The sequence below is a fragment of the Pseudomonas sp. S4_EA_1b genome, from assembly GCF_016307435.1.
In the GTDB taxonomy this organism is placed as follows: Bacteria; Pseudomonadota; Gammaproteobacteria; order Pseudomonadales; family Pseudomonadaceae; genus Aquipseudomonas; species Aquipseudomonas rhodesiae.
Window position 1 is genome coordinate 1 of sequence record NZ_JAEILC010000060.1, and the last position, 19,555, is coordinate 19,555.

At 59.1% G+C, this 19,555-nt stretch carries 21 protein-coding genes; 10 read left to right on the forward strand and 11 right to left on the reverse strand.

Features of this window, described 5'->3' with window-relative positions; all coding sequences use genetic code 11:
• The 3 genes from YA0848_RS19395 to YA0848_RS19400 form a co-directional block, all read right to left on the reverse strand.
• On the reverse strand, positions 1-578 hold a 578-nt coding region (locus YA0848_RS19395; protein ID WP_232925143.1), incomplete at its 3' end, for an IS3 family transposase.
• Between the two features lie 8 nt (positions 579-586).
• Entirely contained in the window at positions 587-889 is a 303-nt protein-coding gene (locus tag YA0848_RS36085; protein ID WP_040267329.1) for a transposase, read from the reverse strand.
• Between the two features lie 149 nt (positions 890-1,038).
• Complete coding sequence (locus YA0848_RS19400) at positions 1,039-1,689, reverse strand: YceH family protein (protein WP_169869101.1); 651 nt, start codon at positions 1,687-1,689, stop codon at positions 1,039-1,041.
• 117 nt (positions 1,690-1,806) lie between these two features.
• Here YA0848_RS19400 and YA0848_RS19405 point away from each other — a divergent pair, with 117 nt between their 5' ends.
• A complete protein-coding gene (locus tag YA0848_RS19405; RefSeq protein ID WP_034096857.1) occupies positions 1,807-2,316 on the forward strand; it encodes a DUF1993 domain-containing protein in 510 nt (169 codons plus the stop codon).
• Positions 2,317-2,514: 198 nt separating this feature from the next.
• Positions 2,515-5,301 (forward strand): hypothetical protein, encoded by a 2,787-nt coding sequence (locus YA0848_RS19410; protein WP_198712582.1) that lies wholly within the window; start codon positions 2,515-2,517, stop codon positions 5,299-5,301.
• Between the two features lie 48 nt (positions 5,302-5,349).
• Here YA0848_RS19410 and sstT read toward each other — a convergent pair whose 3' ends face one another.
• On the reverse strand, positions 5,350-6,561 hold the full coding sequence (gene sstT, locus YA0848_RS19415) for a serine/threonine transporter SstT (RefSeq protein ID WP_034112883.1): 1,212 nt from the start codon (positions 6,559-6,561) through the stop codon (positions 5,350-5,352).
• Positions 6,562-6,793: 232 nt separating this feature from the next.
• Here sstT and YA0848_RS19420 point away from each other — a divergent pair, with 232 nt between their 5' ends.
• Complete coding sequence (locus tag YA0848_RS19420) at positions 6,794-7,951, forward strand: MFS transporter (protein WP_169903958.1); 1,158 nt, start codon at positions 6,794-6,796, stop codon at positions 7,949-7,951.
• Positions 7,952-7,955: 4 nt separating this feature from the next.
• Here YA0848_RS19420 and nhaR read toward each other — a convergent pair whose 3' ends face one another.
• Entirely contained in the window at positions 7,956-8,858 is a 903-nt protein-coding gene (gene nhaR / locus YA0848_RS19425; RefSeq protein ID WP_034096860.1) for a transcriptional activator NhaR, read from the reverse strand.
• A gap of 134 nt (positions 8,859-8,992) precedes the next feature.
• Between nhaR and YA0848_RS19430 the strand changes: the two genes are divergently transcribed.
• The 4 genes from YA0848_RS19430 (at position 8,993) to mnmH (ending at position 12,254) form a co-directional block, all read left to right on the forward strand.
• Positions 8,993-9,244 (forward strand): hypothetical protein, encoded by a 252-nt coding sequence (locus YA0848_RS19430; RefSeq protein ID WP_034112887.1) that lies wholly within the window; start codon positions 8,993-8,995, stop codon positions 9,242-9,244.
• Between the two features lie 28 nt (positions 9,245-9,272).
• A complete protein-coding gene (locus tag YA0848_RS19435; RefSeq protein ID WP_034112889.1) occupies positions 9,273-10,022 on the forward strand; it encodes a TerC family protein in 750 nt (249 codons plus the stop codon).
• A gap of 94 nt (positions 10,023-10,116) precedes the next feature.
• Entirely contained in the window at positions 10,117-11,151 is a 1,035-nt protein-coding gene (gene selD / locus YA0848_RS19440; protein ID WP_034112891.1) for a selenide, water dikinase SelD, read from the forward strand.
• Complete coding sequence (gene mnmH / locus YA0848_RS19445) at positions 11,151-12,254, forward strand: tRNA 2-selenouridine(34) synthase MnmH (RefSeq protein ID WP_040267880.1); 1,104 nt, start codon at positions 11,151-11,153, stop codon at positions 12,252-12,254. The genes selD and mnmH overlap by 1 nt, the downstream gene beginning before the upstream one ends.
• Positions 12,255-12,411: 157 nt before the next feature.
• Here mnmH and YA0848_RS19450 read toward each other — a convergent pair whose 3' ends face one another.
• On the reverse strand, positions 12,412-13,467 hold the full coding sequence (locus YA0848_RS19450; RefSeq protein WP_034096865.1) for a permease: 1,056 nt from the start codon (positions 13,465-13,467) through the stop codon (positions 12,412-12,414).
• Positions 13,468-13,511: 44 nt separating this feature from the next.
• Positions 13,512-14,213 (reverse strand): hypothetical protein, encoded by a 702-nt coding sequence (locus tag YA0848_RS19455; protein ID WP_034096866.1) that lies wholly within the window; start codon positions 14,211-14,213, stop codon positions 13,512-13,514.
• A gap of 253 nt (positions 14,214-14,466) precedes the next feature.
• Here YA0848_RS19455 and YA0848_RS19460 point away from each other — a divergent pair, with 253 nt between their 5' ends.
• From YA0848_RS19460 to hemB, 3 genes are all read left to right on the forward strand, one after another.
• The gene (locus YA0848_RS19460; protein WP_034096867.1) at positions 14,467-15,165 is read left to right on the forward strand and encodes a glutathione S-transferase N-terminal domain-containing protein; all 699 of its coding nucleotides are present in this window, start codon (positions 14,467-14,469) and stop codon (positions 15,163-15,165) included.
• A 3-nt stretch (positions 15,166-15,168) separates the two neighbouring features.
• Positions 15,169-16,011, forward strand: coding sequence for a PhzF family phenazine biosynthesis protein (locus YA0848_RS19465; protein ID WP_169903960.1), 843 nt, complete (start codon positions 15,169-15,171; stop codon positions 16,009-16,011).
• 117 nt (positions 16,012-16,128) lie between these two features.
• A complete protein-coding gene (hemB, locus tag YA0848_RS19470) occupies positions 16,129-17,103 on the forward strand; it encodes a porphobilinogen synthase (RefSeq protein ID WP_169903961.1) in 975 nt (324 codons plus the stop codon).
• Positions 17,104-17,240: 137 nt separating this feature from the next.
• On the opposite strand, the gene YA0848_RS19475 is transcribed toward hemB, so the two are convergent.
• The 4 genes from YA0848_RS19475 to YA0848_RS19490 all read right to left on the reverse strand — a co-directional run.
• Positions 17,241-17,549, reverse strand: coding sequence for a contact-dependent growth inhibition system immunity protein (locus YA0848_RS19475; RefSeq protein ID WP_169903962.1), 309 nt, complete (start codon positions 17,547-17,549; stop codon positions 17,241-17,243).
• Positions 17,546-17,878 (reverse strand): RNase A-like domain-containing protein, encoded by a 333-nt coding sequence (locus YA0848_RS19480; RefSeq protein WP_034096871.1) that lies wholly within the window; start codon positions 17,876-17,878, stop codon positions 17,546-17,548. Before YA0848_RS19480 ends, YA0848_RS19475 begins: the two co-directional genes overlap by 4 nt.
• 260 nt (positions 17,879-18,138) lie before the next feature.
• Positions 18,139-18,522, reverse strand: coding sequence for a hypothetical protein (locus YA0848_RS19485; protein WP_052202182.1), 384 nt, complete (start codon positions 18,520-18,522; stop codon positions 18,139-18,141).
• A gap of 1 nt (position 18,523) precedes the next feature.
• On the reverse strand, positions 18,524-19,555 hold a 1,032-nt coding region (locus YA0848_RS19490), incomplete at its 5' end, for an RHS repeat domain-containing protein (RefSeq protein WP_198731398.1).

The window sequence follows — 19,555 nt, forward strand, 5'->3', positions numbered from 1 at the left end:
GACCGGTTGAATCCGCCCTGACAGCCTTGGTCTGAATGAAACAGCACCTCTTTAGGACGACCTCTGAGCTCAACCGCCATCCGCAAAGCCTCGCAGGTCAGCGTGGCATCGGAAATCATCGAAAACGACCAGCCCACGATCCGACGGGCGAACAAATCCAGAATCGCAGCGAAATACAGCCACCGCTTGCCGACCTTGATGTACGTCACGTCGCCACACCACACCTGATTGACCGCCGTGACATCAAACTCACGCTTGAGCACGTGCGGTGCCACCAAAGCTTCTACGCCGGACGATTTGTACTTATGGCGTCGGCGCTGGCGGCTGGCGATCCCCGCTTCGCGCATCAAACTGCGAGCCAAGTACCGGCCGATGCGATGCCCTTTCTGTTGCAGCTCCTTCGCCAAAGTCCTCGCTCCCGCAGAAGCTCGCGATGCCTTGTGATGCTTGACCAGCGCGGCTTTAAGCTGCTCTCGCTGAGGGTTAGCCTTACCTTGGCGCTGACGCCAAGCGTAAAAGCTGCTGCGGTTGACGCCGAACGCCCGGCAACACCGATTAACGCCGTACTGCTCGTCCAACTCATCGATCAGCGTGAATGATCTTTGGCGTCCAAAAGCAGGAGAGCACTGGCCTTTTTTAGGATTTCGATGTCCAGGTCTTTCTCCCTGAGCAGGGCTTTGAGCCTCTGAATTTCTCGCTGGTCGGCGGTAATCGCCTTGGCGCCTACCGGCGTCGAGCCCAAACGCTCTTTGCGTACCTGATCGACCCAACGACGCAAGGCGGTAGGGCCTATATCCAAACTGGCACACACCTCGGTAACCGGCTGGCCTTCGTCCAGCACCATGCTGGCAGCCTTGAGCTTGAACTCACTCGAATAAGATTTACGCATATCCAAACACCTCAGATTTGGGCGCCATCATAGCGCCCGATTGAAGTGTCCAAAATCATTAGGCCAGTTCAGCTTGCCCCCGATATAGGTCTATCAGGCGATGAGGGTGTTGGCTGGCTCACTGCCATCGGGCCCCCGGCCACACCTATTCAGGCCTGTTCCAACTGTGCCAAGCGTTCCTCCAGCGCGGCGATTCGCGCTTCCAGCTCTTCGATACGTTCGGCGGACACCCCGCTGGTGCCACGCTCCACCGGGCTTGCCCGCGCCGCGATAATCGCCTCGATATCCGCCGGATCGCCCAGCGCATGGGTGTAACGGTCTTCCCGCTGCCCAGCCTGACGCGGCACCAGCACCGCCAGCCCACGGGCGATCAGGCGTTCGAGCTGGTGCACGACCTGTTCGGTATCCTCGAAATCATGCATGCGAGCGCTGCGAGTGAGCAGTTCGTTGACCGTCTGCGGGCCGCGCAGGAACAACAGCCCGATCAGGATCACCTGGGCCGGCACCAGTTCCAGCGCCTTGTCCACCCGATGTTCCCAGCGGTCGGCACGGCTGCCCATCACCAGGCGAGTGAAGCCTTGGCCTTCCAGCGCACGCAAGCTCTGGCCCACCTGGCCCTGGCTGAGGTTCATCACCGGCTCGCGGCTGGTTTTCTGGTTGCAGGCCAGTACCAGAGCGTTGAGGGTCAGGGGGTAGGTTTCCGGGTTGGTCGCCTGTTTTTCGATCAGGCAGCCCAGCAGGCGGATTTCCGTGCTGTTCAGGCGCGGCTCAGGGGTATCGGTGTCGTGCTCGGCGGTCATCGCGCGTTCCCTATGCAGTGAAGGTCCTTAGCCTATCCCTGAAAAAATAAAAGACAAGCAGCGGGCATGGCTATAATCGCCGCTGGTTGCAACCCCGCCATTACCGATGAGAGTGCCATGACTATTTCCCTGTACGCCGCCTCCGTTCCTGTGTTCAAACAAATGCTCAACGCCCTGAGCGATGTGCTGAACAAGGCCGAAGCCCACGCTACGGCCAAGAACATCGAGCCCAATGCCTTGCTGCAAGCGCGTCTGTTTCCTGACATGTTCCCGCTGGTGCGCCAGGTGCAGATCGCCGTCGACTTCGCCAAGGGCGTTTCTGCGCGCCTGGCCGAGATCGAAGTGCCTAAATATGACGACAACGAAGTGACCTTCGCCGACCTGCAAGCCCTGATCGCCAAGGTGCTGGCCTTTATCGACACCCTCAAGGCCGAGCAAATCGACGGCAAGGAAGGCATCGAAATCGTCACCCGTCCAGGCACCCCGAAAGAGAAGCGCTTCAGCGGCCAGTCCTACTTGCTGACATACGGCCTGCCGCAGTTCTTCTTCCACGTCACCACCGCGTATGCGCTGCTGCGTCACAACGGCGTGGAAGTGGGCAAGCGCGACTACATGGGCGCTTTCTAAGCTCAAGCGTCAAAAAAGCCCGGTGTCGTTCCACGTTGAACGGCACCGGGTTTTTTTATGGGTGGCGGTTATGAATTCCCTGACCTTGTCGGAAAAGGTTACAGAAGGGCGGTGAACCAAGTCTTTCTGCCGCGGCACTCACCAGGCGATGAGGCATGTGCCTCCCCCCAATCCCCGTGAGTGTATGAGAGGCTTTAGATGATCACGACGCCCCACCTGTCAGCTGCTGTATCGCGTTTTTCTTCGTCGCACACGTCCTCGCCTGTGCTGGATAGCCAGGGCGCCTCTTCGGTTTTGCCCGGCCCGACCACCCGTGTCCGGCGAGAGGCGTCGGGCGAGGCAACGGCGGTGGGCCAAACCCCGACCTCGGAAGCAAATGAAGGAAGCACTGAACAGGCGCAGAGCGCCGATAAACGCGATGCGGGCAATCGACGCGACCTTGAGAAGTTCGTGCATGGGTTGCTGAACGTGTACGTGAAGGGCGACAAGTATCTGGATGAACAGGCGGCTTTGCATGCTTACCGATATCCGGGGGGCCGGCCTTACGACCGCGCCCAAGGGTTCACCAATTATTTGCGCAGTCAATGGATCCAACTGGACCCTGATTCCGGCTTTCAACTCAATAACGAGTCAAAGGCCGGGCAGCGCGTGAATCTTTTAGATTTCATTGATGGCCTTGGCTGGGAGCGACCGACCACGATGGCCGAGGTGCGGAATATGAGCGGGGCCGTGTTCCGCCTTTATCGGTCCTCGCCGTTGCCATCCGGCGATCTGGGCGGTGGGTTGTCTTGGCCAATTCCCCTTGATCAATCCACCCAAAAAGCGATTCACGAGGCTTCCAGCTCCGACGTGTATCGTTCGCTCCAGCACGGTGAACTGCCGGCGACGAATAACGGAGCGGTGCTGATGCTTCAACGCCATCAATGGTCAAATGCCGAGCTGAAGGATCCGCGCACCGCCCTGCTGAACATGATCAATGCACCGGCCGCACGAACGGTAGGTGAGCAGCTGCGGGCGCGGTTCAACGGGGCCGGCAGTCCTCAGGATTGGCTGCTTTCAATGCTTCAGGTGGGGGCCAATGGCCATTCGGTGATGCATCCAAACGAAAAAAACAAGCTGGCCGGCTATGATCTGTCCCAGCGCGATAATTGGGGTAAACCCTTGTCGTCGGTGGTGAAAGGGCTGACTGACCATCTGGCGCAGACCTACGGCCGAAACGCGCCAGTCGTAGCGTATTTGTTACTGTCACACCACGCGCCAGAGCTGCTGGTCAAAGACGTTCCAGCTTCTATCACCTATGGTTCGCCGGGATGGGTTGGCCTCAAAGCCATCGTCGCCAAGGCCAACTTCCACACGCCTGGCTCGGCAGCAGGGCAGACCTATGAGGCGTTGGTCAAGAACGACCTTGAGCCCGTTAGCAGCGCCGAAAGAGACGTGGAAGCCTTGGCGGGGCGGGAGGCGTTGATCCACTGGGCCGTAGCGGACGGTGCAATTGCAAAGCGCGATGACAACAATTACACGGACGACGAAATTGAGAGGGCGCGCACGCTCTCCAGCGAACGCTTGGAGACCCTGAAAAAAGCCTCCGACGCGCAACGTGAGCCATTAGTGCCCCGTAAGGAAAAGGCGCTGCAGATCCTCAAGGAGCATTTGTCGGGGAAATTCCCTAATGTCGATTTTGAAGCCAAGGTGCTGATGCCCACCGAGGCTCATCAGTATTTGCGGGGGCCTTATTCGATTCTGGATATTTATCTCGAACCGCAATTGCATACCCGCTGGTACTCCACTGACCCTGCAGTGCCCTTTGCTGACATGTTCGAAACGTTCCGGCGCATTCCGCCCATCGACAACTATGAAAAGGAAGTCTCCGACTACTACGACGCGCTCCAGGAGGCCATGGGTGTCACGGTCAAACACTTGATGTCCCAACTGCCTGTGCAGGACAGAGAAGCCCTGGAGTATGGCGAGCTGAGCGTTTATGCCGAAGAAAAAACCACCTCGAGTCGTGAGAGTTGGGGAAAGTATCGGGGGCCTGAAAAAAGGGTGAGTGAGCAGCCCGCTGATAGCCGTTCGTTATTGTTCGTCACGAAGTATGGGGCAACCAAAACGGTCTATGAGGTCAACCCCCAGCAGGGTTATATCCGCAAGCGCACTGATTTGACGGGCGACCTGAAACCGGGTCTGAAGGGTGAATGGTCCGGTCCCTTGACTGAGCGAGCCAATCCTGGCGTCAGGCGAATCTACAGCCGCCCGTCGATTCGCGAAGTGGTGGCAGATGGAGAAGAGGCACAGCAGAAACGACGTGCACGGGAAAAGGCCCCGGGGCCTGTGCAAACCTTCACGTCTGACCGGACTCAGTACATCACCGATACCGTGCTGAGCAATATCTTCAAGCCCGGAGAGCGAGAAGTGCTAGTCCAGAAAGCCAGAGGCATCACCACATTCGATACCGAAGTGACGGTGTTTGAAGAGATACAGGCGGTGACCCGGACCTTGGTGCCTTTTGCGTCCGCTATCGACAGGTTTCAAAAGGGAAAGGTAGGCGAGGGGCTTGGTTTTCTGGCATTTGACGTGTTGGGGTTTGCGGTGGGAGGCATTTTCGCAGGGGCTAAAATCGCGAGGCTGGGCCCCGGGCTTTCAGGCCGGGCTGGCGGCATCCTGACACGGGGTGCGATCAGCGCGGCCAACCCGTTTGCCGGAGGAAAAGCCATCGTCTCCAGAGGCCTGCCTTGGTGGCAGTCGGCATGGGGCAAAGGGACCTCCACCTGGCGCATCATTGCGGCGAATCGCGGTGTGGACCGGGCTCATCAGGATAAAAAAGATGGCGTCACCGTCGGCACTTATACAAATACTCTCGGCGACTCAATACGTATCACGGCTCAGTTGGATGAAATAACCGGGAAATGGTACGGCTATGATCGGACAACCCGTTCGCGGTTTGGCATACCGCTTGAAGGCTTCAGTCCTGATAGCACCAGTGCTTGATGCTTTCGCCCCGGGACAGCCCTTGAACAGGCCGTCCCGGGGGATCGGTTATCTTTGTTTGCCCAGGCACGCTGCCGCAGTGAACAGCACATCGGTGGACGAATTGAGCGCGGTTTCCGCCGAATCCTGCAGTACACCGATGATGAAACCTACGGCGACCACCTGCATGGCGATCTCACTCGGGATGCCGAACAGGCTGCACGCCAGGGGAATCAGCAACAACGAACCGCCGGCCACGCCCGAGGCGCCGCAGGCACAAATGGCCGCGACCACGCTGAGTAACACGGCGGTCGGCAGGTCGACACTGATGCCCAGTGTGTGCACGGCGGCCAGGCTCAGCACGGTGATGGTGATCGCGGCGCCGGCCATGTTGATGGTGGCGCCCAGCGGGATCGACACCGAATAGGTGTCCTCATGCAGGCCGAGGCGCTCGCTCAATGCAAGGTTGACTGGAATGTTCGCCGCCGAGCTGCGGGTGAAGAACGCAGTGATGCCGCTTTCGCGCAGGCACAGCAGTACCAGCGGGTACGGGTTGCCGCGCAGTTTCCAGAACACAATGGCCGGGTTGATCACCAGCGCGACGAACAGCATGCAGCCGATCAGCACCACCAGCAGATGGGCGTAGCCGAGCAGGGCGCTGAACCCGGAGGTGGCCAAGGTGGAGGCCACCAGGCCGAAAATGCCCAGCGGCGCAAAGCGAATCACCACGCGCACAATCAAGGTCACGCCGTTGGACAGGTCATCGAGCACAGTGCGGGTAGTTTCGCCGGCATGCCGGATCGCGATGCCCATGCCAATGGCCCAGGCCAGGATGCCGATGAAATTGGCATTCATCAGCGCGCTTACCGGATTGTCCACCACGCTCAGCAACAGGCTTTGCAAAACTTCGCCGATACCGCCGGGCGCGCTCACTGTGGCGTCATGGGTGGCCAACACCAGTGTTGACGGGAACCACATGCTGGCGACCACCGCGACCACGGCGGCGGCGAACGTGCCGAGCAAATACAGGAACAGGATTGGGCGAATATGGGTTTCCTGGCCGTGCTTATGGTTGGCGATCGACGCCATTACCAGCACAAACACCAGAATCGGCGCCACGGCCTTGAGCGCGGTGACGAACACCTTGCCGATAAACCCGGTGGCTTTGGCTGCTTCGGGCAGTAGCAATGCCAGGAGAATCCCGGCGATCAAGCCGATGACGATTTGCGTGACCAGGCTGACGCGGGTCAGGCGTTTAAGGAGCGAAGGGGCAGCAGTCATAAAGAGGTTGTCTCTAGTTTTTTTAATGTGCGCAGCCCCATGAGCAGAAGGGGCTGTAGGAAGCAGGGCGCGAAGTCTAGCATGCTGTGGTGCGTGCTCCGGCGGCTGCGGCATCGCGTCACCCGCTTTGGCCAAAGCCGGACATACTCTGTTAAGCTTCTGGCCTCTCACCTTTCCTATCCGTCAGCGGGCCCTTCGGGCTGTCGTTGATGTCGTTGTTTCTGGAGTTTTCATGCTGTTTCCCATCCTGCTGCTGTCGGCCGCCGGTTTTACCGTGCTGACCACGGAATTCATCATTGTCGGGCTGCTGCCATCGATTGCCCGCGACCTGAATGTCAGCGTGTCCCAAGCCGGGCTGTTGGTGACCTTGTTTGCGTTTACCGTGGCGGCGTTCGGGCCGTTTCTGACGGCCTATTGCGCGCGTTTCCCACACAAGCGTCTGTTTATCAGCATTCTGATTCTGTTCGGCGCGGCCAACGCCGTGGCCGCGCTGGCGCCGAATATCTGGGTGATGGCATTGGCACGACTGATCCCGGCCCTGGGCTTGCCGGTGTTCTGGGCCTTGGCAAGCGAGACGGCGGTGGACATCGTCGGCCCGGACTATGCCGGGCGCGCCATTGAGAAGATCGGTTTCGGCATCGTCTGCGCCACGGTGTTTGGCATCCCAGTGGGCACGTTGATTTCCGATGCGTTCGGCTGGCGCACGGCGTTCGCCATTCTGGCGGTGGTGGCCCTGGCCAAGGCCTTGCTGTTGTTCATCTACCTGCCGGTAACCCGGCCGAAGAATGATCAAGTGAGTCTGCGCTCGCAGTTCAAGATCCTGCGCAACCCCTTGATGCAGGGCCATATCCTGCTGTCGATCCTGGTATTCAGCGGTATGTTCACTGCCTATACCTACCTGGCGGACATCCTTGAACGCCTGGCCGGCTTCGATGGCACGTTGGTGGGCTGGTGTCTGATGGGCTTTGGCGCGGTGGGCTTGCTTGGCAATGCCTTGGGCGGCCGTGCGGTGGATCGCCATCCGTTGATCGCATCCATGGTGTTCTGCGGGTTTATGATCGCGGGCATGGTCGCGCTGGTGCCGGCCATTCATTCCACCATCGGTCTGGCGGCGGCGATGGCGGTGTGGGGTGTGACCCAGGCGGCGCTGTTTCTGGTCAGCCATGTGCGGCTGATGAAGGCCGCGCCCCATGCGCCGGCGTTCGCCGCGTCGCTGAACATTGCCGGGGCAAACCTGGGCATCGGCTTGGGGGCGATGGTCGGTGGTCATGTGATCGATACCTTCGGCCTCGGCAGCCTGGGGTTCGCGGCGTCTGGGTTTATCCTGGTGTCGATCCTGCTGGCGCTGTGGCTGATGACCGCCAGGCAGCCGGTGGCGTCCAACGCCTGAGCGGTCAGGGCAGGGCAGTGAACAATTCGCGCCGCGCGCCTTCGGTAATCGCCACGATGCCCGGGTGCTTGACCTTGCGCTCCACCGAGATCGCATAGAACGACTCGGTGACCGCGTCGGTCTGGCCGATCAGCGCCACACCGTACTGGCGCACCACCTCGTCGGCAATCACGCTGGGGGCGATGAAAATCCCGCTGCCGGATTGGCCAAACGCCTGCATCAAGGCGCTGTCGTCGAACTCGCCGATGATCTTCGGCTGGATCTGCTGCTCGGCGAACCAGCGCTGCAAGCGGCTACGCACTACGGTTTCCGCGCCTGGAATCAGCAGCGGCGCGCCGTGCAGGCACTGTGGGAATGGGCCGGTATGGCGGTCGGCCAATGCCTGGGTGGCGAAAAAACTGATGCCGCACTCTCCCAGTTTCTGGCTGTAGCCTTTGATATCCAGGTGCGTGGGCATGGGGCTGTCGGAAATCACCAGGTCCAAGCGCTGGATCGCCAGATCCGCCAGCAGGCGTTCGAGTTTGTCCTCGCGGCAGGTAATACGCAGCGGCTCGCTCAATTCCATGGTCGGCGCGATCAGCCGGTAAACGATGGATTTGGGCACCACATCCGCCACCCCGACCCGAAACACAATCTGCTGTTCCTTGGGCTGCGCGCGCAGCATGGCTTCCAACTCATTGCCGGTCTGGAACATCTGTTCGGCGTAGGGCAGCGCTTGCCGCCCGGCTTCGGTCAGCTCCAGTTGGCGCCCGACCCGCTGAAACAACGCGATGCCGAACGTCTGTTCAAGCAGGCTGAGTTGCCCGCTGATGGTCTGGGGCGTGAGGTTCAATTGCTCGCATGCGCGCACGATGCTGCCGGTTTTGGCCACGACCCAGAAGTAATGCAGTTGTCGATAATTGAGCATGAGAGTGGTCACTTCGTAAAAATCGAAGTATACGCTGGAAAAATACGAATTTTGCTGAAGTGTTGCTCTGCATAGAATGCGTCGCTATCGCGGGGCCACTATTGGGACCCAAGTGTTCTAACGAGGGATACAGCATGAAACTCAATTCTTTCGGCGCGGCCTCGTTGCTTGCGCTTTCATTGGTGATGATCAGCGGTTGCGATCAGGTCGAAAAAAGTGCGCAGCAAGTGATCGGCAAGGCCTCGGAGTCGGCCAAGCAGGTAATCGACGATACTCAGAAAGCCGCCGAGCAAGCCCTGAGTGAAGCCACGCAAGGCCTGATCAACCCGCAGAAGAAAGACGATCAGGCGGATAAAACCGACGAATCGAATAGCCAAGAAACCTAATTCTCCAGCACACCACCAGGACTGACCTATGGATTACCTTGTACAACTGGCCGCCAGCCCCACCGCGTGGATCGCCCTGGCGACCTTGATCGTGATGGAAATCGTGCTGGGTATCGATAACCTGATCTTTATCTCGATCCTCACCAACAAATTGCCGGAGAAGCACCGGGCCAAGGCGCGGCGCATCGGTATCAGCATGGCCCTGGTCCTGCGCCTGGGCTTGTTGAGCACCATCGCCTTTATCGTGCAGCTCACTGCGCCGGTGTTCGAGGTGTTCGGGCAGGCGTTTTCGTGGAAGGACATGATCCTGATCGCCGGTGGCCTGTTCCTGGTGTGGAAGGCTACCACCGAGATCCATCACAGCATGGACCCGGAGCCCGAAGAGAAAGAAAGCACCAGCAACGCCGTGACCATCGGTTTTGCGGCGGCCATCGGGCAGATCCTGTTGCTGGACCTGGTGTTTTCCATCGACAGCATCATCACGGCGGTGGGCATGACCGAACACTTGCCGATCATGATCATTGCCGTGGTGACCTCGGTGATCGTGATGCTGGTCGCGGCCGAACCGCTGGCCAAGTTCATCAACGACAACCCGACGGTGGTGATGCTGGCCCTGGGCTTCCTGATCATGATCGGCATGACCTTGATCGCCGAAGGCTTTGGCGCCCATGTGCCTAAAGGCTATGTGTACGCAGCCATGGCGTTCTCGGCGGCCATTGAGTGCCTGAATATCGCCCGGCGCAACCGCCATAAGCGTTTGCTCGCTGCGCGTCAGTAAACCCTGAAACAAACAGGCCGGCTGTGCTCATAAGAGCCCAGCCGGCCTTTTGCTGTCTGGTAGAATCCGCGCACTTGATAGTTTGAGGTCCAGCATGAACGAGCCGATTCGCCTTACCCAATACAGCCACGGCGCGGGTTGTGGCTGCAAGATTTCACCCCAGGTCCTGGAAGTGATCCTCGCCGGCAGCGGTGCGCAGAACCTCGACCCCAACCTGTGGGTGGGCAATGCTTCGCGGGACGACGCGGCGGTGTACGCCATCGACGACGAGCGCGGTGTGGTCTCCACCACCGACTTTTTCATGCCGATCGTCGACGATCCCTTCGATTTCGGTCGAATTGCCGCCACAAACGCCATCAGTGATATCTACGCCATGGGTGGCGATCCATTGATGGCCATTGCGATCCTGGGCTGGCCGGTGAATGTGCTGGCCCCGGAAGTGGCCCGCGAGGTCATCCGTGGTGGTCGCTCGGTCTGCGATGCGGCCGGTATCCCCCTGGCGGGCGGGCACTCCATCGACGCGCCGGAGCCGATTTTTGGCCTGGCGGTCACCGGCATCGTGCAAAAGCGCCATATGAAGCGCAACGACACCGCTACCGCCGGCTGCAGGCTCTACCTGACCAAGCCCCTGGGCATCGGCATCCTCACCACGGCCGAGAAGAAGGGCAAGTTGCGCGAGGCCGATATCGGCCTGGCTCGCGACTGGATGTGCACCCTCAACAAGCCCGGGAGCCGCTTCGGTAAACTGGCCGGCGTCACCGCCATGACCGATGTCACCGGTTTCGGCCTGTTGGGGCATCTGGTGGAAATGGCGGATGGCAGCGGCCTGACCGCACGCATCGAGTACGCCAATGTCCCACGCCTGCCGGGGATCGAGGACTATCTGGATCAGGGCTGTATGCCCGGCGGCACCTTGCGTAACTTCGACAGCTACGCCAGCAAGCTCGGGCGTTTGCAGGAACTGCACAAGCGCGTGCTGTGCGACCCGCAGACCAGTGGCGGCCTGCTGATCGCGGTCACCCCCGAAGGCGACGCCGATTTCCACGCTGTGGCCGCCGAACTGGGCCTGAACCTGGCGCCTATCGGTGAACTGGTCGAGCGACAGACCCACGCGGTAGAGGTGGTTTGATGGCAACTGACATCACCGACTATCGCAGCATTTTCCTTAACGACCGGCCGATGATGGATACCCGCGCGCCGGTGGAGTTCGTCAAAGGCGCCTTTCCGGGCGTGGTCAACCTGCCGCTGATGACCGATGACGAACGCCAGCGCGTCGGCACCTGCTACAAGCAGCAAGGCCAGCAAGCCGCCATTGTGCTGGGGCATGAACTGGTATCCGGCGCGATCAAGGCTGAGCGCATCGAACGCTGGGCGCAGTTCGCTCAGGCTCATCCTGATGGCTATCTGTACTGCTTTCGTGGCGGGCTGCGCTCGCAGATTGTGCAGCAGTGGCTCAAGACAGAGGCCGGTATCGACTACCCGCGCGTCGGCGGGGGTTACAAAGCCATGCGTACGTTTTTGCTTGAAACCATGGAGCAAGCCACCCAGCAGTGTGATTTTGTGTTGCTCGGCGGCATGACCGGCACCGGCAAGACCGAAGTCCTCGGCCACTTGCGCAACGCCCTGGACCTGGAAGGCCACGCCAACCACCGCGGTTCCAGCTTCGGCAAACGGGCCACGGCGCAACCGTCCAACATCGACTTCGAGAATCGCCTGGCTGTGGACCTGCTGAAAAAACGCGCGGCCGGCATCGAGCAGTTCGTGGTGGAGGACGAAAGCCGCATGATAGGCAGTTGCGCGCTGCCGTTGCCGTTGCACAAAGGCATGCAAACGTATCCGATGGTGTGGCTGGAAGACAGCCTGCAAGGGCGCGTCGAACGTATCCTGCGCGATTACGTGGTTGACCTGTGTGCCGAGTTCATTGCCACGTTTGGCGAACAGGGCCAGACGCTGTTCGGCGAGCGGCTGACCCAGAGCCTGGCCAATATCCACAAGCGCCTCGGGGGCGAACGGTTCCAACGCTTGCAGGCGATTCTGCAGGACGCCCTGGCCGAACAGGCGCGCAGCGGCGCCGTGGACCTGCACCGTGGCTGGATCGAAGGCCTGCTGCGTGAGTACTACGACCCGATGTACGCCTTCCAGCGCGAAAGCAAAGGCGCCCGCATCGAATTCGCGGGCGAGCAGGGGGCAGTGGTGGAATATTTGCGCGAGCGCAGTACGCGGCGCGAGTGAGGGGGATACCGGGGCCTATCGCGCCGCGTTGCCTGTGGCAGGGGGCTTGCCCTAATGCCAGTCTGTTAAGGCTCAGTTGACCCAGCCCAGGCGATAGCTATCAAAGGTGGGAGGGGGCTTGCCCCCGATAGCGCCCTCAGCCCCCCCCACCGCATGTTTAAAGCACCACCACCGCAATCAACCCGCACACCACGCCCATCAGCATGGTCAGCCCGGCCACCGTTACCAGCACCCGCGCGTCGAAATCCTTGCGCAGCATCAGCAGGGACGGCAGGCTCACGCTCGGCAACGTCATCAGCAAGGCCACGGCCGGGCCGGTGCCCATGCCCAGGGTCATCATGGTTTGAACGATAGGGATCTCGGCCGCCGTAGGAATTACGAACAATGTGCCGACGATCGCCAGCGGTACGAGCCACACCAGGCTGTTGGCCATGGCTCCGTCTACGTGAGGGAACAGCCACACCCGCGCGGCACCGAGGATCAGCACGGCCAGGATGTACACCGGAATGGTGCTCCAGAACAGCTGCCACAACGTGCGCATCCAGCGGCTGAAAAAGGGTTGGGCTTCGACCTGGCTCACATCGGCCACCGCTTCCAGCGCGGCTTCCGGCACCTGATCGGGGCGTGCGATGCGCTGCGCCACCAACGACACCCCCACCACCAGCACAATGCCCGCCACCAGACGCAGCGCGGTAAACCCCCAGCCCAGCACAAAGCCCATGAACACCAGCGTCGCCGGATTCAGTACCGGGTTGGCGATCCAAAACGCCAGCGCCGCGCCCACCGACACCTGTTGCCGACGCATGCTCGCCGCCACCGGCGCCGCGCAGCAGCTGCACATCATCCCCGGCAAGGCAAACAGCCCGCCGCGTACGGTTGAGCCCAGCCCGGCCCGGCCGAACAGGCGCAGCAGCCAGTCGCGCGGGATCAGCACTTGCAGCAGCGAACCGAGGATTACCGCCAGGACTGCGGCTTTCCAGATCGCCAGGAAATACACCTGGGCATAGGCCAACGCCGCCGCCAGGGGCGAGCTTTGCTGATCATTGAGAATCGAGGCGCCGATGCTGTGGTTGTCAGCAGCCACAAACGCCTTGAAGTAGTAGGGCGACCACTTGACGTAGTAGAGGCCGACACAGGCCACCAGCAGGAACAGCGCCGGTTTCCACCAGAACGACCAGCCCCGGACGGGCTGGGTGGAGAGAAGGTTGGACATGGGGATGATCCGCAGATGAGTCGATAGCCGCGCATCATACGCTGTCAACTGTCGGCGCTCACCTGTGTCGGCTCTGGGCAGTTCTGTTCGCCGTCGTTCAGGCCCTGTTTGTAGTTGCGGCTCAGCAACGAGGCCTTGCCGTTGTGCCAGGTCAGCGTCAATACGTAAAGGGTGTCGTAGTCGCTGCCGGACCAGTCGTCGGTGATGGTGTGCTTCTCGCCCGACGCCTCACTCGCCACCTTGTTGATCAACTCCGGCAGATAGCCATGGGACCAGGCGGTGTAGATGGTGGCGTTGTGGTATTTGTCTTCGACCAACTCATCGGCCAGGTCGCTGGTGTCATTGGCCGAGAAATTGATGTTGACCGGCAGGCCCAGCTTGATGGCGCTGGGGCTGATGGTCATCAGTGGGCGAATGTAGCTGTAGGAATTATCCAGCTCGCCTTCCTCGACATTGCGCGTCGGGTTAGCGGCGAACACAAAATCCGCCGGGCCGAATTTTTCCGGCAACACCGTGGCCAGGTTCATCGCGCGGTTCAGGCCCTGGCAATTGAGTTGGCCCAGGCCGCCGGCGGGTTTTTCGCCGTGGCGCAGGAATACCAAGGTCTGCACGCCGTCCACCGGCTGAGCGCGGCTTTCCGGCGCGTCAAGGAGGGCCGCTGTGGCACCGCCGACCAGCAGCAGCGGTAACATGATGTAGGAATAGCGTTTGAGTCGTTGCACAAGGCGCAGAGGCTTGATCGTCATTTTAGGTTCGAGTCTTCATGCGTCGCGTTAAGGCGGACACGCCTGGCCCCAGTGACGCACGTGCGTCCCGAGGTGTTCCTTGTCTATCTAGCCAGGTGCCTCCCTTCACCCTATGAGCGCCTTTAAGAGTGCGGCGGGGCGTATTGGTTCGCCCGGACGGGATAATAGCCAGGCGATGTTGCGCATTGATGACCCATGCACGACAGCGCGGGGATGACTATCATGAGGGCTTTCTGCCTCAGGGACTGTCCCGATGAACGCACTTGCCGCATTCCCGATCAACAGCAAATGGCCCGCACAGCACCCCGAACGCTTGCAACTGTATTCGCTGCCTACGCCCAACGGCGTCAAAGTCTCGATCATGCTCGAAGAACTGGGCCTGCCGTATGAGGCGCACAAGATCAATTTCGAAACTCAGGACCAATTGTCCCCCGAGTTCCTGTCTCTGAACCCCAACAACAAGATCCCCGCGATCATCGATCCCAACGGCCCGGGCGGTCAGCCGCTGGCGTTGTTCGAGTCGGGGGCGATCCTGATTTACCTGGCGGAAAAAACCAGCCAGTTGCTCTCCGAAGACCCGGCCACCCGTTACGAGACAATCCAATGGCTGATGTTCCAGATGGGCGGCATCGGCCCGATGTTCGGCCAGTTGGGGTTCTTCAACAAATTTGCCGGTAAGGACTACGAAGACAAACGCCCCCGCGATCGCTATGCCGCCGAGTCGCGGCGGTTGCTGCAGGTGCTGGAAAAACGCCTGCTGGGCCGCACCTGGCTTATGGGCGATGACTACAGCATCGCCGACATCGCCACCTTCCCTTGGATCCGTAACTTGATCGGCTTTTATGAGTCCGGCGATCTGGTAGGCATTGCCGATTTCCCTAACGTCCTGCGCGCGCTCGACGGTTTTGTCGCACGCCCGGCCGTGATCCGTGGCCTGAATATTCCGAGTTGATCCATGCCGACTTTCGATTTCAAACAACTGGATGTATTCAGCAGCGTATCGCTCAAGGGCAACCCGCTGGCCGTCGTCCTCGGTGCAGACAGCCTCAGCGACCAACAGATGGCCGACTTCGCCAAGTGGACGAACCTCAGTGAAACCACGTTTTTGCTGACTCCGCGCGACCCTCGTGCCGACTACCGAGTAAGGATCTTTACCACGTTGCAGGAGTTGCCGTTCGCCGGCCACCCGACGCTGGGCACTTGCCACGCATGGCTCCAGGCTGGCGGCGTGCCCAAAGGCGAGGAGATTATCCAGGAGTGTGAAATCGGCCTGGTGCGTATCCGTCGCCAAGGCGCCGAGTTGGCGTTTATTGCGCCGCCGTTGTTACGCTCCGGTGCCGTCGACGCGCCGCTGCTTGAGCGTGTACGCCTGGGGTTGGGGCTGCCGCCGGACAGCATCGTGCGCAGTCAGTGGGTCGACAATGGTGCAGGGTGGCTTGCGCTCATGTTGGCTGATCGTGACCAGCTCCTGGCGTTGCAGCCGGACTATTCACAGCTATTGGGGTTAGCCGTCGGCGTGATCGCCCCGTGCAACCCGGTACGCGACGACGTGGACGCGCAGTTTGAGGTGCGTGCTTTTGTCGCAGGCGATGGCGCCCAGGAAGATCCGGCCACCGGCAGCCTGAATGCGGGCGTCGCGCAATGGCTGCTCAGCGAAGGGCTTGCGCCGCCATGCTACGTGGTCAGTCAGGGCACGGCCATAGGGCGTGCGGGGCGTATTCGCGTTGAACGTCAAGGCGATGAAATCTGGGTCGGTGGCGCTGTCGCCGTGTGCATCGAAGGGCGTCTACAGCTCTAGATCAATACATTATTGCGCCCCTGGCAATACACTGTTGGCCCCTCGGCGTTTGTGCTGCCGGGGCCAAGGGGCATAAGCTTTCGCCCCAAAGATTTCTGCCATTTTTTCAGGAAAGCCATGACCAGCCAGTTCCCCCAAGCCCGTCCACGCCGCCTGCGCCGCTCCCCGGAGCTGCGTGGTCTGTTCCAGGAAACCGAGTTCACCCTCAACAACCTGGTGCTGCCGATTTTCGTCGAGGAAGAAATCGACGACTTCGTGCCGATTACCAGCATGCCGGGCGTGCGACGCATCCCTGAGAAAAAACTGGCCGGCGAGATCGAGCGGTTTGCCCGTGCCGGCATCAAGTCGGTGATGACCTTCGGTGTGTCCCACCATCTGGACGCCAATGGCAGCGACACCTGGAAAGAACGCGGCCTGGTCTCGCGCATGTCCTCGATCATCAAGGACGCCGTGCCGGAGATGGTGGTGATGTCCGACACCTGCTTCTGCGAATACACCGACCACGGCCACTGCGGCGTGATGCACGGCGCCCACGTCGACAACGACGCGACCCTGGTCAACCTCGGCAAACAAGCCGTGGCCGCCGCCCGCGCCGGTGCTGATGTGATTGCACCGTCGGCGGCCATGGACGGCCAGGTCCAGGCCATCCGCCGCGCCCTCGACGACGCCGGCTTCACCCATATCCCGATCATGGCGTACTCCACCAAATTCGCCTCGGCCCTCTACGGACCATTCCGCGAAGCCGGCGGCAGCGCGCTCAAGGGCGACCGCAAAAGCTACCAAATGAACCCCATGAACCGCCGCGAAGCCGTGCGCGAATCCCTGCTCGACGAACAGGAAGGCGCCGACGCGCTGATGGTCAAACCGGCCGGCGCCTACCTCGACATCATCCGCGACATCCGCGAAGCCTCGCGCCTGCCAGTGGCGGCGTATCAGGTGAGCGGTGAATACGCGATGATCAAGTTTGGAGCTCAGGCGGGGGCGATTGATGAGGATCGAGTAGTGCGCGAGACGCTGGGGTCAATCAAGCGTGCGGGGGCGGATTTGATCTTCACGTACTTTGCGATGGATTTGGCGTTGGCGGGGATCTGAAGACAACGCGAGACCGTTGTGGTGAGCAGGCTTGCCCTGCGATGGGCTGCGTAGCAGCCCATGATTTGCAAATAGAAGACTAATTATTTGACGGTAAATAATATTCCCATAATTAATAAATCTTTCCATTGAATGCGCTATTTTTTAGGGTTGCCGTTCCTTAATGCTGATGCAACATGTTTTAACCATGTTCTGCCATCGTTCCATTCATTGAGATAATAGTAGTAGCAACCCATCTCGGAAAATAAAAAGTCTTCAAGTTCTTTCTCGGTCTTCTCAGTGAAAATTAATCTGTCCAGTTCTCGTTGCACTATCGTCTTTGTCTCTTCAGAGGAGTCAGAGATAAAGTAATTAATTACGTCATCCGCGCTTTTGTGATCATCCACCCAATCTTGATTGAAATATCCAGCGAGAAATTGCTGTAGCTCAGGGTAGTCTTGGTTCATGGGTTTGGAAAGCCTGTGTGGATGCGGTAGCCATTGGGCATGTTTTTGTCTCTTCGAATGATTAAGTAAATTTCTTTTCCTGGAACTGGTGTTGTAGTTTTCTTTTTAATACTGGTGCCTATTGGTTCTTTGGGCTTTTGGATGATTACCAACTGGTTGTTGCTTCCTTTGAGAAAGTTTTTAATTTTAGTTTTGTTTTCGTTGATTACACTTGATATGGCGAGCTCTGCTGAGGCCCGGTCGTGAAAGGTAGAGGCCGCAGGGATGTTTGGTTCCTGCTTCAAACGGTCAAGCAGCTGTTTGTTAGTTCTCCCAACGTGCTTTTCCATCAGATGTCCTCCTGCAGCTTCGTGTGCGGCTAAACCTCCTCTTGGCACTATTACGCTATACGGCCCCTCAGGGCAGTTCGTTTTTTTACAGCTCAGCCCCAGCGGATCTATCCACCCCGTAAGTTTGCTGGGAACTTGAGCCTGTTGTTGTGGTAAGCAGGCTTGCCCTGCGCTGGGCTGCGTAGCAGCCCTAAACGTGGTTTTAAGCGCTGTCGCCTATGTTTGGAGATAGATAGTGGTGGTGTGAACTCAAGTATCGTTCAGATACTCGTGGGGTAGAGCCGGATTCTTGCTGTGCTCACTTGAACCCAACCTGTTTTTTCAGCTATCGGTTTCTCAAGGTCAATAAGGATGATTGAGTCGTTGATTTTTAATGCTGCACATTCTTCATCCTGATTTTTAATCATCTCAGCCGTTATTTGGGTGACGCCATTTATAGTGGTGATATGTGGTGTTTTCTTGTTCGAAAGCTTGATGTTCTTCCCCCAGGAAAAAACATCATCCAGATCGAATTCCACATCCAGAATTTCATTGTTCTCTGGAGCGGTTCCGCTCCATAGCGCAGTGGCATTTCCAGATGGCGATTGGAATTTCACATATAAAGTGCCTTTCACAGAAAATGCTTCGGTAATATGTATTTTCATTTCACTTCTTCGATAGTGGGACTCTGACAACTGTGTTATTCACGTTCATTGTGTTGCTTTTAAGCTCTAGCGTCCACGTTTCCTCATGATAGTGATGTTTGCTCGGCTTACTGTTCATCTCATGAGCGCCGTAACGAATACTTCTTTTCGCGTCGCTAGAAACTATTCTGTCACTATCAGGGGTGCCCGTTCTTGGATGGATGTTTGAATGTGGCCCAGGCCCTAGAAACTTTTCCCATTTTTGAGTGGTTTCTTCCGGCTTAATAGATTTATTAGCATAAATTTCCTTGTGGTAGCCCATTACAGGCGCATTGTTTGTGCTGATTTGGCTTAGCGGTGTTCTTTTGTCGACAGTAGTTTTTACAAAAGAGTTTTCAGCATTGCTGTTCGGTTTGCAACTATCTCCACCTGGGCAAGAGTTCAACCCCAGCGGATCCACCCACCCAATAGGGTTAGGCACATACCGATACCCATTGATCCCACCCGCCAACTTCACCGGGTCCGGCGTCAGGTAGCGACCAATATCCGGATTGTAGTAGCGATGGCGGTTGTAGTGCAGGCCGCTTTCTTCGTCGAAGTATTGGCCCTGGAAGCGCAGTGGGTTGTCGAGTTTGCCTACGTCGAGGCGGGCGATTTCGCCGTAGGCGCGGTAGTGGGCGGACCAGGCGATATCGCCCTCGGGGGTGGTGAGTTCCTGGGGTGTGCCGAGGTGGTCGAGTTGGTAGTGGTAGGGCTGTGTTTCTTTTGGACCGAAGCCTTCTAAAAGCGCCAGCGGCCGAAAGCTGTCGGGTTCGTAGAGGTAGCTGCGGTGGCGGCCCGCTTGGTGTTCGGCGATAAGTGTGTCGCCTTGCCAGAAAAATTCGGTGGTGATGCCGTCGACGGTTTTGCTGATACGTCGGCCAAACGGGTCATAGCGGTAGCTGGCGGTTTGGCCGTTAGGCCGGGTGATTTCGATCAGCCGGTGCTGGCTGTCATAACGGTATTCGGTGACGAGTTGCTGGCCTTTGCCACGGCGTTCCTGGGTCAGGTTGCC